This is a genomic window from Streptomyces sp. NPDC034043, from assembly GCF_055575675.1.
In genome coordinates this window covers 26489-40473 of sequence record NZ_JBVISF010000001.1, presented here as the reverse complement: position 1 = coordinate 40473, position 13985 = coordinate 26489, and the positions used below count along the sequence as shown (strand labels likewise).

At 71.6% G+C, this 13985-nt stretch carries 20 protein-coding genes; 7 read left to right on the top strand and 13 right to left on the bottom strand.

Annotation, left to right across the window (positions count from 1 at the left end):
• Positions 1-58 precede the first annotated feature (58 nt).
• Together ACZ51S_RS00235 and ACZ51S_RS00230 are read left to right on the top strand one after the other, a co-directional pair.
• Complete coding sequence (locus tag ACZ51S_RS00235; RefSeq protein ID WP_388945817.1) at positions 59-580, top strand: DinB family protein; 522 nt, start codon at positions 59-61, stop codon at positions 578-580.
• Between the two features lie 96 nt (positions 581-676).
• A complete protein-coding gene (locus tag ACZ51S_RS00230; protein ID WP_468478760.1) occupies positions 677-1213 on the top strand; it encodes a hypothetical protein in 537 nt (178 codons plus the stop codon).
• A 55-nt stretch (positions 1214-1268) separates the two neighbouring features.
• Here the strand turns inward: ACZ51S_RS00230 and ACZ51S_RS00225 are convergent, their stop codons facing one another.
• From ACZ51S_RS00225 to ACZ51S_RS00195, 7 genes are all read right to left on the bottom strand, one after another.
• The gene (locus tag ACZ51S_RS00225; protein ID WP_468478761.1) at positions 1269-1838 is read right to left on the bottom strand and encodes a hypothetical protein; all 570 of its coding nucleotides are present in this window, start codon (positions 1836-1838) and stop codon (positions 1269-1271) included.
• Between the two features lie 50 nt (positions 1839-1888).
• Positions 1889-2557, bottom strand: coding sequence for a uracil-DNA glycosylase (locus tag ACZ51S_RS00220; protein WP_468166196.1), 669 nt, complete (start codon positions 2555-2557; stop codon positions 1889-1891).
• 97 nt (positions 2558-2654) lie between these two features.
• A complete protein-coding gene (locus ACZ51S_RS00215) occupies positions 2655-4238 on the bottom strand; it encodes an ABC transporter substrate-binding protein (RefSeq protein WP_388945811.1) in 1584 nt (527 codons plus the stop codon).
• Positions 4239-4390: 152 nt separating this feature from the next.
• Entirely contained in the window at positions 4391-5209 is an 819-nt protein-coding gene (locus tag ACZ51S_RS00210; protein WP_468478762.1) for an SDR family oxidoreductase, read from the bottom strand.
• Positions 5210-5236: 27 nt separating this feature from the next.
• Complete coding sequence (fabG, locus tag ACZ51S_RS00205; RefSeq protein ID WP_468478763.1) at positions 5237-5998, bottom strand: 3-oxoacyl-ACP reductase FabG; 762 nt, start codon at positions 5996-5998, stop codon at positions 5237-5239.
• Between the two features lie 137 nt (positions 5999-6135).
• Entirely contained in the window at positions 6136-6519 is a 384-nt protein-coding gene (locus ACZ51S_RS00200) for a DUF3037 domain-containing protein (protein ID WP_388945803.1), read from the bottom strand.
• The gene (locus ACZ51S_RS00195; protein WP_388945800.1) at positions 6516-7361 is read right to left on the bottom strand and encodes a HipA family kinase; all 846 of its coding nucleotides are present in this window, start codon (positions 7359-7361) and stop codon (positions 6516-6518) included. Before ACZ51S_RS00195 ends, ACZ51S_RS00200 begins: the two co-directional genes overlap by 4 nt.
• A 233-nt stretch (positions 7362-7594) precedes the next feature.
• Between ACZ51S_RS00195 and ACZ51S_RS00190 the strand changes: the two genes are divergently transcribed.
• A complete protein-coding gene (locus tag ACZ51S_RS00190) occupies positions 7595-7807 on the top strand; it encodes a hypothetical protein (protein WP_468885402.1) in 213 nt (70 codons plus the stop codon).
• Between the two features lie 61 nt (positions 7808-7868).
• Positions 7869-8207 carry an STAS domain-containing protein gene (locus ACZ51S_RS00185; RefSeq protein WP_468478765.1) on the top strand — a complete coding sequence of 113 codons (339 nt, stop codon included), beginning with the start codon at positions 7869-7871 and terminating at the stop codon, positions 8205-8207.
• Between the two features lie 59 nt (positions 8208-8266).
• Here ACZ51S_RS00185 and ACZ51S_RS00180 read toward each other — a convergent pair whose 3' ends face one another.
• Both ACZ51S_RS00180 and ACZ51S_RS00175 read right to left on the bottom strand, forming a co-directional pair.
• Positions 8267-8509 (bottom strand): Hsp20 family protein, encoded by a 243-nt coding sequence (locus ACZ51S_RS00180; RefSeq protein ID WP_468958935.1) that lies wholly within the window; start codon positions 8507-8509, stop codon positions 8267-8269.
• Positions 8510-8650: 141 nt separating this feature from the next.
• Positions 8651-8896 carry a hypothetical protein gene (locus tag ACZ51S_RS00175; RefSeq protein ID WP_468478767.1) on the bottom strand — a complete coding sequence of 82 codons (246 nt, stop codon included), beginning with the start codon at positions 8894-8896 and terminating at the stop codon, positions 8651-8653.
• A 253-nt stretch (positions 8897-9149) separates the two neighbouring features.
• Between ACZ51S_RS00175 and ACZ51S_RS00170 the strand changes: the two genes are divergently transcribed.
• Positions 9150-9350 carry a hypothetical protein gene (locus ACZ51S_RS00170; protein ID WP_468958933.1) on the top strand — a complete coding sequence of 67 codons (201 nt, stop codon included), beginning with the start codon at positions 9150-9152 and terminating at the stop codon, positions 9348-9350.
• 112 nt (positions 9351-9462) lie between these two features.
• Here the strand turns inward: ACZ51S_RS00170 and ACZ51S_RS00165 are convergent, their stop codons facing one another.
• A complete protein-coding gene (locus ACZ51S_RS00165; protein WP_468958931.1) occupies positions 9463-9873 on the bottom strand; it encodes a J domain-containing protein in 411 nt (136 codons plus the stop codon).
• A gap of 228 nt (positions 9874-10101) precedes the next feature.
• Positions 10102-10746 (bottom strand): cysteine hydrolase family protein, encoded by a 645-nt coding sequence (locus ACZ51S_RS00160; RefSeq protein ID WP_468478769.1) that lies wholly within the window; start codon positions 10744-10746, stop codon positions 10102-10104.
• Between the two features lie 75 nt (positions 10747-10821).
• Here ACZ51S_RS00160 and ACZ51S_RS00155 point away from each other — a divergent pair, with 75 nt between their 5' ends.
• On the top strand, positions 10822-11313 hold the full coding sequence (locus tag ACZ51S_RS00155) for a pyridoxamine 5'-phosphate oxidase family protein (protein ID WP_468958929.1): 492 nt from the start codon (positions 10822-10824) through the stop codon (positions 11311-11313).
• 7 nt (positions 11314-11320) lie between these two features.
• On the opposite strand, the gene ACZ51S_RS00150 is transcribed toward ACZ51S_RS00155, so the two are convergent.
• Positions 11321-12220 (bottom strand): LysR substrate-binding domain-containing protein, encoded by a 900-nt coding sequence (locus ACZ51S_RS00150; RefSeq protein WP_468478771.1) that lies wholly within the window; start codon positions 12218-12220, stop codon positions 11321-11323.
• Between the two features lie 74 nt (positions 12221-12294).
• On the opposite strand from ACZ51S_RS00150, the gene ACZ51S_RS00145 reads away from it, so the two are divergent.
• Positions 12295-13281 (top strand): DMT family transporter, encoded by a 987-nt coding sequence (locus ACZ51S_RS00145; protein WP_468958926.1) that lies wholly within the window; start codon positions 12295-12297, stop codon positions 13279-13281.
• A gap of 31 nt (positions 13282-13312) precedes the next feature.
• Here ACZ51S_RS00145 and ACZ51S_RS00140 read toward each other — a convergent pair whose 3' ends face one another.
• On the bottom strand, positions 13313-13945 hold the full coding sequence (locus ACZ51S_RS00140; protein WP_468958924.1) for a GNAT family N-acetyltransferase: 633 nt from the start codon (positions 13943-13945) through the stop codon (positions 13313-13315).
• Positions 13946-13985 lie beyond the last annotated feature (40 nt).

Genomic DNA, 13985 nt, shown 5'->3' with positions numbered 1-13985 from the left:
GGGACAGCCGCAGCTTAATCCCTGGTGGGAGGCGGCGCGTTCGTCCAGGATGTGGACCATGACGTCGAACGGACCGCACCGCCCCGAACCCTCCACCACCGCCGGCGAGCGCGAGATGCTGGAGGGCTGGCTCGATTACCACCGCTCCACCCTGGCATGGAAGTGCGAGGGGCTCTCCGAGGAGCAGTTGCGCCTCACCCCGCTCCGGCCTTCCGCGCTGAGTCTGCTGGGCCTCGTACGGCACATGGCGGAGGTCGAGCGGTACTGGTTCCGGGAGATCACCCTGGGCGAGGACCTGCCCGAGCTGTACAGCACCCGCGAAAACGTGGACGGGGACTTCGAGTTCACCGACGGGGACACCTGGGCCTCGGCCGAGCAGGTCTGGCGGACCGAGACCGATCTGGCGCGGCGGGCGGCGGCGGGCCGCTCCCTGGACGCGGTGTCGGACGCCGCCAGCCACCACCGCGGCGAGGTCTTCAGCCTGCGCTGGGTCTACACCCACATGATCGAGGAGTACGCCCGTCACAACGGGCACGCGGACCTGCTGCGCGAGCACATCGACGGCGCCACCGGCGAGTAGCGCTGTCCGCCGGTCACCCCCTCCGCGTCACCCGTGCGGGGTGAATATCGGCTCCCGGTTTTCGCAACGGGGTCGCCGCACAGCAGAGTTGCGTGGGTGCACACCACCCGAACCTCGACGAAGCTGCTCCTCGGAGCCGCCTGTGCCGTCTCGGCCGTCTCCGGCTGCGTGAACGTGAACCCCTCCCCCACCGGCCCGGCGGCGGCCCCCGGCGGGCCGCCGCCCCGGCACGAGCCGCGCGGCGGGCCGGGGGCGCTGCCCGTGGTCGTCCAGGCGCCCGCCCTGGAGGCGCTGAGGGCGGTACCCGGGGAGGGCGCCCGCCCGTCGGCCCCGACGGCCGCGGGGCGGGGCTCGGCGCGCACCGCACCGGGGGCGCGTACGGAGCCCCGGGAGGCCGCGCCGGCCGCACCCGCGGTACCCGACATTCCTGAGCCGGCCGAGCCGCCGGGGCGCGCCCAGGGCGGCGCGGCGGGCCGTCCGCACGCCCCGGGGCGGGAGGGGCGGCTGCCGCCCGGGCTGGTGCGGGAGCTGCCGGTACGGCCCGCCGACGTGTGCGCGCTGGGCCGCCGGCACGGGGACTGGGATCCGGACGGTCCGGAGGCCCGGATCTGCGCGGGCGTCGAGGGCGGCTGAAGCGGACGCGGCGCCCCGCGTCCGTCACACCCCGTCCGGGGCCGCTGGACCGGGCCTACGCCTGCCCGGGAAAGGGGCGTGGCCCCGGTCCCCCCTCGGCCTCCAGCCGGCGCTCCAGGCGTGCGATGGCGGCCCGTACGCCGTTGCCGTACCCGTCGTCGGACAGCGCTCGGGTGGCGGCCCGGGCCCGCGCGAGGTGGGCCCGGGCCTCCTCTGGCCGGCGCAGTTTGGCGTAGTCGGCCGCGAGGCTGAGGTGCAGCGACGGGTAGAACCCCCGCACGGCGGGGTGCGGGGCGGTGCGCCCGGGGAGCGTCTCCCCCGGCCGCTCGCCGAGTCCGTCGGCGGCGGTCAGCGCCCGCAGGTCCCAGGCCAGTTCGTCGGCGGGGTCGTCCTGCGCGTCGGCCAGGTAGTGCGCGAGCGTGCAGCGGTGCAGGGAGTCGCCCTCCTCGCCGATCTCGGACCAGATCTCGCCGAGCCGGTTGCGGGCCTCCTCGCGGTCTCCGGCGTGCAGCAGGATGACGGCCTGGCCGATCCTGGTCATGACGGCGTCCTCCGACGCCTCCTGCTGCTGCTCCGTCAACGGGGCCTCCGGCTCGCTCCGCCGGACCGGTTCCGGTCCGATCATCAAGAACCTAACCGGCGGCACCGGATCTGGCGCCGAGGCGCGGTGTGGTGTCAGCCGAGGTCCGGGATCCGCCAGTCGATCGGCTCATGGCCCTGGGCGGCGACGGCCTCGTTGATCTGCGTGAAGGGACGGGAGCCGAAGAACTTCTTCGCCGACAGCGGCGAGGGGTGGGCGCCCTTGACGATCACGTGCCGCTCCTCGTCGATGAGCGGGATCTTCTTCTGGGCGTAGGCGCCCCAGAGCACGAAGACGACCGGGTCGGGGCGATCGGACACCGCCCGGATCACGGCGTCGGTGAACTTCTCCCAGCCCTTGCCCTTGTGCGAGTTGGGCTCGGCCTCGCGGACGGTGAGGACGGCGTTGAGCAGCAGGACGCCCTGCTCGGCCCACGGCATCAGGTACCCGTTGTCCGGGACCGGCAGGCCGAGCTCCTCCTTCATCTCCTTGTAGATGTTGCGCAGGGAGGGCGGGGTCTTGACGCCGGGGCGCACGGAGAAGCAGAGGCCGTGTCCCTGGCCGGCGCCGTGGTAGGGGTCCTGGCCGAGGACCAGGACCTTCACCTTGTCGAACGGCGTGGCCTCCAGGGCCGCGAAGACCTGCTCGCGGGGCGGGTAGACCGGCCCGTTCGCCCGCTCCTTCTCGACGAACTCGGTGAGTTCCTTGAAGTAGGGCTGGTCCAGCTCCCCGCCGAGGACGGGGAGCCAGGACTCGGGCAGCATCTGGGTCACGTCGACAACCTCCGGTACAAGTTCGTGCAACTGCTCTGAACCTACCGGGGACCACTGACAACGCCGCCATCCGGGCGCCCCGCCGGGATCACCAGCTGGTCTTGCGGTACAGCTCCCACATCTGCATGGCGGTCTGCGGGTCCAGTGCCCGCTCGGCGCCGGCGATGTCCTCGCGCGCGCCGACGTAGAGCTTGCCCTGCCACAGCGGCAGCAGCCGGACGTCCTGGGCGAAGATCTGCTGGGCCGCCTCGAACTCCCTGACGCCCGCCGAGCGGTCGCCCTCGCGGCGGGACTTGGGCAGCAGCTCGTTCACGATCTGCGCCGGCTCGTACGGGGTGCCGACCGCGTTCTCCTTGCCGACGAACGGCGCGATGAAGTTGTCGGGGTCCGGGAAGTCCGGGAACCAGCCTCGGCCGAAGACCGGGTACTGGCCGCTCTTGTAGCCCTCCTGGAATGCCTTCCACGGCTGGCCGCGCAGGGTGATCTTGAAGAGGTCGCTCTCGTCGAGCTGCCGCTTGATCTCGGTGAACTCGTCCGCGGTGGAGGCGCCGTACCGGTCCGTGGTGTACCAGAAGGTCAGCTCCACCTTCTGGGTGATCCCCGCGGCCGTGAGGATCTTCTTGGCCTTGGCCACGTCGGGGTTGCCGTACATGTCGTAGAAGGGCGTCCTGTGGCCCACGACGCCCTTGGGGACCATCGAGTAGAGCGGCTCGGCGGTGCCCTGGTAGACCTTGGAGACGATCGCGCCCCGGTCGATGACCTGGGCGATCGCCTGGCGCACGGCCTGCTTGTTGACCTGGGGGTCGTTCGGGTTGAAGACCAGGTAGCGGATCTCGGCGCCGACGTTCTCCACGACCTGGACGCCGAGGGCCTGCGAGGCGGGGGTCTGGAGGTCCTTGATCTCCGGGGCGGAGAGGCCGCGGTAGGTGGCGTCGATCTCCTTGCCCTTGAGGGCGGCGACCATCTTCTTGGAGTCGGAGAAGTAGCGGATCGTCACGCCGTCGTTGCGGCGGTTGGCGAAGCCGGTGTAGCTCTCGTTGCGGCCGAGGACCGCCTCGCCGCCCTCGGTGTACGAGGTGAGGACGTAGGGGCCGGAGCCGGTGACCTTCCCGTCGGTGCGGATCTTCCCGGCCGGGTAGTCCTTCGGCGCGACCAGGGAGGCGGCCGGCGAGCCCAGCACGTACGGGAAGGTCGCGTCGGGGGTCTTCAGGTGGAAGACGACCGTGAGCGCGTCCGGCGCCTCGATCTTGTCCAGGGTGTTGAAGAGACCGGCGGGACCGACCTTGTGGTTGATCGTCTTGATCCGGTCGAGGGAGTGCTTGACCGCCTTGGCGTCGAGCGGCTCGCCGTTGGAGAACTTCAGGCCCTTGCGCAGGGTGCAGCGGTAGGCCGTGTTCGCCGAGTCGGTGAACTCACAGCCCTGGGCCGCGTCCGGCTGGGGCTTGGTGCTGCCCGTCGGGAAGGCGAGCAGGGTCTGGTAGACGTTGCGGTACAGCTCCCAGGAGCCGTCCCAGGCCGCGGCGGGGTCGAGGTGGCTGGGCGCGCTCGTCGTCCCCACGGTGATCCTCTTCGCGGTTTCGCCGTCGTCGTCCGAGAACAGGCCGCATCCGGCGAGCAGGGATATGGACGCAACGGCCGCAGCGATCTGCAGGCATCTGGTCCGGTTGAACACGTGCACGCTCCTCGATCAGCCAGGGGTGCGGCAGACCCTACCGCAGAGCCTCACAAATCCAATGGGCAGGTTTCGTGAGGCACTTGACCGATTTCGTGCCAGTTCGACACGCATTTGCCTCCCATCAGGAGGCAAATGCGTCCGGATATCGGTCAATGAACCCCGGCATTGAGGAACATTCCCCCGTCGACGACGAGCGTTTGTCCTGTGATCCATTCCGCTTGTGCAGATGTCAGGAACGCGGCGGCCCCGCCGATGTCCTCCGGAACCCCGAGCCGGCCGAGCGGATAGGCGGCCGCCGCCTCCTGCTCCCGGCCCTCGTAGAGCGCCTGCGCGAACTTCGTCCTGACCACCGCCGGGGCGATGGCGTTCACCCGCACGCCCGGCGCCATCTCGTGCGCCAGCTGGAGGGTCAGGTTGATCATCGCGGCCTTGCTCATCCCGTACGCCCCGATGAAGGGCGAGGCCGAGACGCCGGCGATGGAGGCGATGTTCACGATGGCCCCGCCGTGGTCCTTCTGCCAGGCGTGCCAGGTCCGCTGGGCGAAGCCCAGGGCGGAGATCACATTGGTCTCGAAGACCTTGCGCGCCACCCCGAGGTCCAGGTCCGCGATCGGCCCGAAGACCGGGTTGGTGCCCGCGTTGTTCACCAGGAAGTCGACGCGGCCGAAGACCTCCATCGCACGCTCCACGGCGAGGGCCTGGTGAGCCTCGTCGTGCGCCTTCCCGGCCACTCCGATCACCCGGTCCGCGCCGAGCCGCTCCGCGGCCTCCTTGAGCGCCTCCTCGTTGCGCCCGGTGATCACGACCCGGTCGCCGCGGGCGACCAGGGCCTCGGCGATCCCGTAGCCGATGCCCCGGCTCGCGCCGGTGACCAGGGCCACCTTGCCGCTGTCGACACGGCCGGCGTCCCCGCCGTTGCCGCCGCCGATGCCGTTGTCGATGCCGTTGTCGATGCCGTTGTCCGTCATGACGTACGCCCGCCTCTCGTGAAACCGTCAGTTGAGCGGGCCGCCGGCCACGTACAGGACCTGGCCGGAGACGAAGCCCGCGTCCTCGCCCGTGAAGAAGGCGATGGCGCCCGCGATGTCCTCCGGACGGCCCACGCGCTGCACCGGGATCTGGGAGGCGGCGGCCTGCTGGAACTCCTCGAAGCCCATGCCGACGCGGGCCGCGGTCTGCGCCGTCATCTCGGTCACGATGAAGCCCGGGGCGACGGCGTTGGCGGTGATGCCGAACTTGCCGAGCTCGATCGCCAGCGTCTTGGTGAAGCCCTGGAGACCCGCCTTGGCGGCGGCGTAGTTGGCCTGGCCGCGGTTGCCGAGCGCCGAGCTGCTGGAAAGGTTCACGACACGGCCGAACTTGGCCTCCACCATGTACTTCTGACAGGCCCTCGCCATCAGGAACGCGCCGCGCAGGTGCACGTTCATGACGGTGTCCCAGTCGGTTTCGCTCATCTTGAAGAGCAGGTTGTCGCGGAGCACGCCGGCGTTGTTGACGAGGATCGTCGGGGCGCCGAGCGTGCTCGCGACCCGCTCGACGGCCGCCTCCACCTGGGCGGCGTCGGAGACGTCGCAGCCGACCGCCAGGGCCTTGCCGCCGGCCGCCGTGATCGCCTCGACGGTGTCCTTGCAGGACGCCTCGTCCAGGTCGAGTACGGCGACCGCACGGCCTTCGGCCGCCAGACGGACGGCGGTGGCCGCGCCGATGCCCCGGGCCGCCCCGGTCACGATCGCGACGCGCTGCTCGGTGGTGGACATGCTGGTTCTCCTCGCCCTCGAGAGACGGCCGCCCGGAGGTGAGCAACCGCTTAGTAGCTTCAGCTGAGGAGACGCTAGGAGCCCTGACACCCCGTGTCAACGGCCCCCGGCGGCAGCGGCGCGGCCCTGGCCCGGAATCAGCGGACCAGCAGGTCCAGGAGCCGTTCCAGCTCGGCGGCGGGATCGGCCGTCAGGCCGGTGTGCACGGGCCCCGGCTGCACCACCGTGCTGCGGGGGGCGATCAGCCACCGGAACCGGCGCCCCGCGTCGTCACCCGCCGCCTGGCCGGCCGCCTCGCCGCCGGCGCACAGCCCCTCGACCCCGCGCAGCGCGGCCCGTACCCCGGCCACGTCGGCCCCGGGGTCCAGCGCGAGGAGTTTCGCCTCGTCGAGGTGGGTGCGCGCGGCGACGTAGGAGTGCGCCCGGCAGTAGACGATCACACCGGCGTTGAAGCACTCACCGCGCTCCATCCGGGGCACCACGCGCACCAGCGCGTACTCGAACACGTCCCGCTTGGTCACTCGTCGCCGCTCTTCTGCTTGTTCTGGTCCGACTGGGGAGGAAGGCGCTCGGCGAGCCAGCCCGGCGGACCGGACCGCTGCCTGACCTCCGCCTCCATGGTGATCCTCTCGTGGATCGTCGCCGCACGCGGCAGCAGCGCCTCCACGTAGGCGCGGCGCACCGCGTCGGTGGAGTCGAAGCCGGGTTCGTCCACCAGCCACTCGTCGGGGACGTCGGCGGTGACCTCGGTGAGCAGTTCCTCGGTGACCAGCGGGGCCAGCTCGGCGGCGGCCGCCGCGATGTCGGGGCCGACGGGGGCCAGGACGTGGTCGGAGGCGTTGTAGGGCTTGGCGGCGGCGGCCTGGGCGGTGGGCCAGTTGTGGTGCCAGATCATCGTGGCGCCGTGGTCGATGAGCCACAGGTCCCCGTGCCAGACCAGCATGTTCGGATTGCGCCAGGACCGGTCGACGTTGTTGATCAGCGCGTCGAACCAGACGACGCGTCCCGCCTCGACCGGGTCGGCCCGGTACGCGAGGGGGTCGAAGCCGATCGAGCCGGGCAGGTAGTCCATGCCGAGGTTGAGCCCGCCGCTGGCCTTGAGCAGTTCCTGGACCTCCTGGTCGGGCTCGGCGAGCCCGATGACGGGGTCGAGCTGCATCTGCACCAGCCGCGGGACGCGCAGCCCCAGCCGCTGGGCGAGGCGCCCGCAGACGACTTCGGCGACCAGGGTCTTGCGCCCCTGGCCGGCTCCGGTGAATTTCATGACGTACGTACCGAGATCGTCGGCCTCGACGATCCCCGGGAGCGAGCCGCCCTCGCGCAAGGGCGTGACGTAGCGGGTCGCGATCACTTCTGTGAGCATTTTGCCAGGCTAGCGGGCGGGCGCGCTTCACCATCCGAGGATTTTCCCGGACGGCTGCCCAGCCCGCGGCAGACCGCCGGCCGGCCCGGGATCCGGGAGGCGGCTGCCGTCGCCGACAGGCATACACGCCCTCCGGGACAGGTTATGAGGAGGGAGCGTGCCCATACCGCCGGACCGGGAGCGATCGATTCCCATCGACCGATCCCGAACACCGTGGAAGGAGGAACGACGCCATGACCGACACCCGCTCGCTCGACAGAAGCCGCTGGACGACCGCTCTCGGCGGGCATCAGTACGAAGCGGAGCGGCTGCCCTTTTCGTATCTCGGCCACGACCCGAAGGACGACGTGGTGATCGTCGCCGTTGGCGGGCGATCGTCGCGCTTCCTGGACCAGGAGGACACCCCCACCTCGATCACCTTCTTCCCGGCCGCGGCGGCCGGTTGAGGGCGCCGTGCGAGGGCGGCGGGGGGTGCGAAGCGGTTCGAGGCGCTGGTGAGGAGATCGCATGGACGCTCATGTACAAGGCCGGCCCGAAAGGCAACACGTCCGCGTCGTGGTCGCCGATGAGCGCCGCGCCGAATTGGCGCTCCGCGGCGAGGTGACCGGGACGGCGGCCAGAGAGATCGAGGAAGCGATGCTCGATCCGGCGCTGCGCGCCGTCGGCGAGTGGGTGTTCGACCTCGGCGAGGTCGAACGGCTGGACGCGATCTGCGCGTACGCGCTCGTCCGGCCCCTGCTAATGACGAACTCGTCCGACGCGGTGCACGTCCGCGGCGCCGCCAAGCAGGTGCGCCGGGCCCTGCACCGGACCGGCGCGGACCACTTGATCACGTTCGAGGACTGAGCGGCTCCCCGCGGCGCACCGACCTCGCGGGGAGTCTCCGGCTGGTCGAGGTCCGGGTCTCACCGGTTGGTGATCTCGATGCGGTGGGGCTTGCCGCCCGTCGCTTGCCTGGGTATCCGCACGGTGAGCACGCCATGGGACAGGCCGGCACTGATGCGGCCGGTGTCCGCGTCGGCCGGCAGGCTCATCCGGTAGTCGAAGTGTCCGACCTTGCGGGTCTGCCGGCGTACGAGGCCGGTGCGTTCCTTCTCCTTGGTCTCGCCATGGACGGCCAGCTCCCCGCCCGGGACCTCCACGGTCACCTCGTCCTAGCGCAGCCCGGAGAGGTCGAGTTCCAGGCCCGGCCGAGCGCGGAGCCCGAGCCTGATACCGCTGGCGCCCCGCCGGGGGCACGAAGACCGGGGCATGTGGCGCCCGGGGGGACGTGGAGGGCCGGGCCACGGTCAGACCGCCGCCGGATCCCTTCCCGCCGTGGCCGCGGGAGGTGCGCTGTTCCCCACCGTGCTGCGGAAGGCGGTCATGCAGCGGGCACAGTAGCGTTCCGCCGTTCCCTCCGACATGAGCGCGGCGACCGTCGACCCTTGCGGCAGCGAGTAGCCGCAGAGGGTGGTCGTGGTCTGCCCCTTGGCGAGGACGTGCCACAGCATTTCCGATCGTTCGGGGGCGAACTCGGCGCGCATTTCGTACATGGGCCGTTCCCTTCCTGCCGTGGTGGCCGCGTCAGCGGCCGTCCCTGACCATGAGAGCGCGCCTGCTCCAAAGAGGCCAACGGGCCTGGGCCATCAGGGGGATTTCGGCCTTCCGGAGGTTTGCCGGAATTCACCGGACACCACGCCCGTCCGGTGCCCGGACGGCGCGCCGGGCCGCTGTTCCGCGCGCGCCAGGGGCCTGCCTCCTCCTGTTGGCTCGCCTGGTTTTCAGGCCGCCTCCCGCACCGGCAGGATGACCCCTGCCAGACACATCGGCCCGGCACAGGTCACCTGGCAGCAGGAGGACACGACGATGAAGACCGCCTTCGAGACGGCCATCCAGCACACCGGGCGGACGGTCGTGGTCGCCGCCCTCGGGGAGCTGGACGCAGCCGCCGAATTTCCCTCCGCCGAGTGCCCGACGCCGTGCCGCCGGGGTCGGCCATCGCCTTGATCGACGTGCACGGGGTGCCGTTCCTGGACTGAGCGACAGGGCGACGGCGGCTGCTCGGGAGCCTCCTCGGACGCGTTGAGAGGGAGCGGCAGGGAGTCGGTCGTCATTGGGCCTACATGCCGTGGAACAGCCAGGACACGAGGCGGTCGAATGGGTCTTCGTACGGCCGTGAGAAGTCGTGGAATACGACCCGATGAGGATTCGCCGCGGGTGCTGGATAGGGCCGTTCCGCCGTATCCGCCGTACGCCTCACCCGCACGGGGATGCGTACCGGACGGCCGGCGGAATGCGGCCGCTGACGGCGTTCGGCGTCGTAGGCGGACCGTCGCAGCGGATCGCGGAGGGTCTGGTAGGCGTCGATGACCTCGGCCAGTTCAGCGGCAGCCGTCGGCCCGCTCGGCCGGGCGTCCGGGTGCAGGGCGCGGATCAGGGCGCGGTAGGCGCTGGTGATCGCCTCGGGCGACGCCTCCGCGGGGAGTCCGAGGACGGCGTAATGGTCGCGCGATGCACGCGATCCGCCCATTTTCCTCACCTCCGGAACAGCCGGAGCGGCCCCTCTTCCACCCGTGATAAAGCCCGGCGCGGAGGTTGTCAAGGTAACCCCGATCGGGTATTCGTCCGGTGAGAAGCCGAATGCCGAAGGGAGGCGACGGACTGATCACCGAGGTCACCTCGAAGCGGGCGGAATTCACCTGCGGCCGGTGCCAGCACCTATGGACCGTGCCCGCCCGGCGGCCTTCCTCGACGCCGATCAGCCGATTTTGGTCGCCGGATCGGCCCGGGGAGCGGGCGGGGCCCACCCCGCGAGGAGGGCTCCGGCCGTGGTGATGGACGCCACGAGCGCGAGGGAGTTGCGGATCACCTCGGCGGTGCAGGACGCGGGCACCCCGGCGATGGCGTCGGACGGGACCACGACCCGGTAGCCGAGGTTCACGGCGTCGAAGACGGTGTTCGGGATCGCGATGTTCGAAGAGACCCCGGTGACGACGAGGGTGCGGGCACCGAGGTTGCGGAGCAGGGCGTCCAGGTCGGTGCCGGCCATCGGGGAGAGTCCGTGCAGCCGGCGGACCACGAGGTCCTGCCCGGCGACGGTGATGGGCGCGGCGACCCGCACCGCGTCGCTGCCGGTCAGCTGCTGTACGGGCAGTTTCGCGGCGGCCCGGAAGAGCCGCGCGTTGGCGTTGGCCCCGAGCCCGTCGGGCCGGCGCTCGGCGACCGCGTGGACCACCTGTACGCCGGCCCCGCGCGCGGCGTCGACGAGCGCGGCCACCCGGTCCAGCATGCCGGAGTCGCGGGCCTCCTTGGCGAGTTCCGGCAGGGCGCTCGTCTCGCCCACGACGCCGTTCTGGCACTCGACGGTGAGCAGCGCGGTGGTGGCTGGGTCGAGTTCCGGCATGACTCCCCCTGGTGCGGCGACGGAAGAGCACGCATGATTCCTGACACATAGTCAGATGTGAAGGGGTGGGCACGGATGGGCGAGACGGGGCGGATGGACGAGACGGGCGCGCGGACGGCGCAGCGGCGGGGCCGGCGCATCATGATGAGCGACGATGAGGTGGACGCCTTCCTGCGCGAGCAGCGCACCTGCCGGGTGGCTACGGTCTCCCCGGACGGCAGCCCGCACGTCGGCGCGCTGTGGTTCGCCTGGGACGGCACCTCGCTGTGGCTGTACTCGATCACCCGCAGCCGCCGCTGGTCCGACCTGCGGGCCGACCCGCGGATCTCGGTGGTGGTGGACGCCGGCGAGGAGTACGGAGAACTGCGCGGGGTCGAGCTGTCAGGCCGCGCCGTCTTCGTGGGCGAGGCGCCGCGCACCGGCGAGCCCTGCCCGGAGCTGCTGGAGCCGGAACGGATCTTCCCCGTCAAGAACTTCGGGATCGAGGAGATGCCGCACGACGGCCGGCACGCCTGGATCCGGCTCACGCCGCAATCGGTGGTGTCCTGGGACTTCCGCAAGATCTGAGCCGCGCCTACACGGCCGCGGCCGCTTCCCGGAGCGCGTCGACGGCAGCCCTGATGGAGGGCCGGCGGCCCGCGTCCGTCCGCCAGACGACGTACACGTGGCGGCGGACGCTGTCGCTCACCGGCAGCAGCCGCACCCCCGGAGGTACGGGCCCGCGGCCGAGCCGGGGCGTCACGCACACGCCCAGCCCGGCTTCCACGAAGGCCAGCTGGGTGTGGTGCTCCTCGGCGATGTGCGCGATGCGCGGCTCGACCCCGATGCCGCGCAGGGTGAACACCAGCCACTCGTGGCAGAACTGGCCCTCGTTCCAGGAGATCCAGTCGTCGTCGGCGAAGTCACCGAGGGAGATCTCGGTGCGTCCGGCCAGCGGGTGCCCCGCCGGGACCGCGATGTCGGCCGCGTCGTCCAGGAGGTGGGCGCGGGTCAGCTCGACCGGCACCGGCATCCGCTTGTTGTGCCAGTCGATGGCCAGGGCCATGTCGAGGTCACCGCGCACGACGGCCGCCATGCTCTCCTCGGGCTCCCGTTCCCGTACCAGGGCCCGCAGTTCGGGGTGGCCGGCCCGCAGGGCGGTCAGGGCCCGGGGCAGCAGCCCGCGCATGGCGGTGGGGAAGGCCCCGATCCGCAGCTCTCCCACCGCACAGCCCCGCCGGGCCTCCACATCGGCCTGCGCGAGCTCCACCTGGGAGATGATCCGGGCGGCGTGGTCGGCGAGCAGCCGGCCGGCGTCCGTGAGCCGGACCCCCCGCCCGTTCTTGGCGAGCAGCGGCTGGCCCACCTCCCGCTCCAGCTTGGCCATCTGCTGGGAGACCGCCGATGTGGTCACATGGAGACCCCCGGCCGCGCCGCTGACCGAGCCGTGGCGAGCGAGGGCGTCGAGGGTGCGCAGGCGTTCCAGGTTCAACATGTAAGCGATGCTACGCCGACCCTCGAAGGAACTCTCGCTTGTTCTACGAGGTCGCGGCAAGCAGAGTGATCGACATGAGCGCACCGACCACCTCCCGCCCCACTTCATCCACCTCTTCCGCCCCTTCCGTCCCCTCCGCCCCGCAGCCGGCCCGCCGGGGCAGCGGCCGTACCTCCTGCCTGGACTGGCGCGTGCGGTTCGCCCTCCTCTCGGTGGTGTGGGGCTTCAGCTTCCTCCTGATCAAGGTGGGTACCGAGGCGTTCGCGCCGTTCCAGGTCGCTCTCGGCCGGGTGTTCTTCGGCGCGCTCGCCCTCCTGGCGGTGCTGTTGGTGCGCCGTGAGCCGCTGCCGCGCGGCCGGCGCACCTGGGGCCACCTCGCGGTGGCGGCACTGCTGCTGAACACGGTCCCGTTCTCGCTCTTCGCCTACGCCGAGCAGAGCATCCCCTCCAGCCTGGCGGGCATCTGCAACGCCACCTCCCCGCTGTGGGGCATGGCGCTCTCGCTGGTGGCGCTGTCCGAGGACCGCCCCACGCGCCGCCGCTTCGCCGGGCTGGGCATCGGCTTCCTGGGCGTCCTGACGGTGCTCGGCGTCTGGCAGGGCTTCGCGGGGATCGACGCCAAGGGCACCGCGCTGGCCCTGCTGGCCTCGCTCTGCTACCCGATCGGCTGGATCTACGTACGCCGCACCCTGGCCGGCACCCCCGGCTCCCCGGTGGCGCTCACCGGGGCGCAGCTCATGGTCTCCACGCTCCAGCTGGCGGCCGTCAGCGCGCTCTTCACCACGGCTCCGGCCGGTTTCCCGCTGTGGCCGGCCCTCTCGGTGGTCGCCCTGGGCGCCCTGGGGACGGGGATGGCCCTCCAGATGCAGTACGGGCTGGTGTCGGAGGTCGGCCCGACCACCGCTCAGATGGTCACGTACTTCATCCCGTTGATCGCCACCACCGCCGGTGTGCTGGTCCTCGGCGAGCAGCTGCACTGGAACACGCCGGCCGGCGCGGTGATCGTCCTGGCGGGCGCGGCCCTGACCCAGTCACGGGCCGCTTCCCGCAAGACCGACTGAGCCCCGCCGGCCCCCGGGCCGGACTCCGGCTTCAGGGCGCGACGGGCTGGTGGACGAAGCCGGTCAGCGGGGCGAGGACCTTCCAGCCGAGCGCTTCGTAGAGCGCTCGGCCCGGGACGGTCGCGCCCAGGAGGCCGGTCGTCACACCGTGCTGGACGGCCGAGCCGGTGAGCGCGCCCATCACGAACGTCCCGAGGCCCCGGCGCTGGTGGGCCTCCTCGGTGACGATCTGGTCGAAGACGCACGCGGCGCCCGTCAGGCCGATCCGGCCGCTGGCGGCGAGCTCCCCGTCGGCGGTCAGGACGCGCACGAGGACGACGTCGCCGACGGTCTCGGCGGCGGCCGTGTAACCGCCGGGCGCACGCACGACGGAGGGACGCAGGTCGACGGCCATCAGGAAGCCGGGATCTATCGGCTGCCAGTCGGACGGGAACCACGGCTCCATGACGTCCGGTTCCAGAAAGGCCTTGACGCAGATCGCCGGCTCGGTGGTCGCGCCGACGAGCCGGCGGGCGGTCTCGGCGTCACCGTCACGCAGGACGTGACGGACCCTCTCGGTCGGCCTCCCGGCCTCGACGCTCAGTCCCCACGGCCGGTCCACCGGCTTCGGCGTCCCCCGCGAGACGGTCCATCCGTCGACCCACGAGCGCGCGATCTCCCACATCCGGACCATCCCCCAGTAATGACTAACTTGGCTGGCGGGA

Coding starts and splice junctions, on each gene's coding strand:
- ACZ51S_RS00235 (WP_388945817.1), top strand. CDS start 59: ATGACGTCGAACGGACCGCACCGCCCCGAACCCTCCACCACCGCCGGC.
- ACZ51S_RS00225 (WP_468478761.1), bottom strand. CDS start 1,838: ATGATCGGACCGGAACCGGTCCGGCGGAGCGAGCCGGAGGCCCCGTTG.
- ACZ51S_RS00220 (WP_468166196.1), bottom strand. CDS start 2,557: ATGCTGCCCGAGTCCTGGCTCCCCGTCCTCGGCGGGGAGCTGGACCAG.
- ACZ51S_RS00210 (WP_468478762.1), bottom strand. CDS start 5,209: ATGACGGACAACGGCATCGACAACGGCATCGACAACGGCATCGGCGGC.
- fabG (WP_468478763.1), bottom strand. CDS start 5,998: ATGTCCACCACCGAGCAGCGCGTCGCGATCGTGACCGGGGCGGCCCGG.
- ACZ51S_RS00195 (WP_388945800.1), bottom strand. CDS start 7,361: ATGCTCACAGAAGTGATCGCGACCCGCTACGTCACGCCCTTGCGCGAG.
- ACZ51S_RS00190 (WP_468885402.1), top strand. CDS start 7,595: ATGACCGACACCCGCTCGCTCGACAGAAGCCGCTGGACGACCGCTCTC.
- ACZ51S_RS00185 (WP_468478765.1), top strand. CDS start 7,869: ATGGACGCTCATGTACAAGGCCGGCCCGAAAGGCAACACGTCCGCGTC.
- ACZ51S_RS00175 (WP_468478767.1), bottom strand. CDS start 8,896: ATGTACGAAATGCGCGCCGAGTTCGCCCCCGAACGATCGGAAATGCTG.
- ACZ51S_RS00170 (WP_468958933.1), top strand. CDS start 9,150: ATGACCCCTGCCAGACACATCGGCCCGGCACAGGTCACCTGGCAGCAG.
- ACZ51S_RS00165 (WP_468958931.1), bottom strand. CDS start 9,873: ATGGGCGGATCGCGTGCATCGCGCGACCATTACGCCGTCCTCGGACTC.
- ACZ51S_RS00160 (WP_468478769.1), bottom strand. CDS start 10,746: ATGCCGGAACTCGACCCAGCCACCACCGCGCTGCTCACCGTCGAGTGC.
- ACZ51S_RS00155 (WP_468958929.1), top strand. CDS start 10,822: ATGGGCGAGACGGGGCGGATGGACGAGACGGGCGCGCGGACGGCGCAG.
- ACZ51S_RS00150 (WP_468478771.1), bottom strand. CDS start 12,220: ATGTTGAACCTGGAACGCCTGCGCACCCTCGACGCCCTCGCTCGCCAC.
- ACZ51S_RS00145 (WP_468958926.1), top strand. CDS start 12,295: ATGAGCGCACCGACCACCTCCCGCCCCACTTCATCCACCTCTTCCGCC.
- ACZ51S_RS00140 (WP_468958924.1), bottom strand. CDS start 13,945: ATGTGGGAGATCGCGCGCTCGTGGGTCGACGGATGGACCGTCTCGCGG.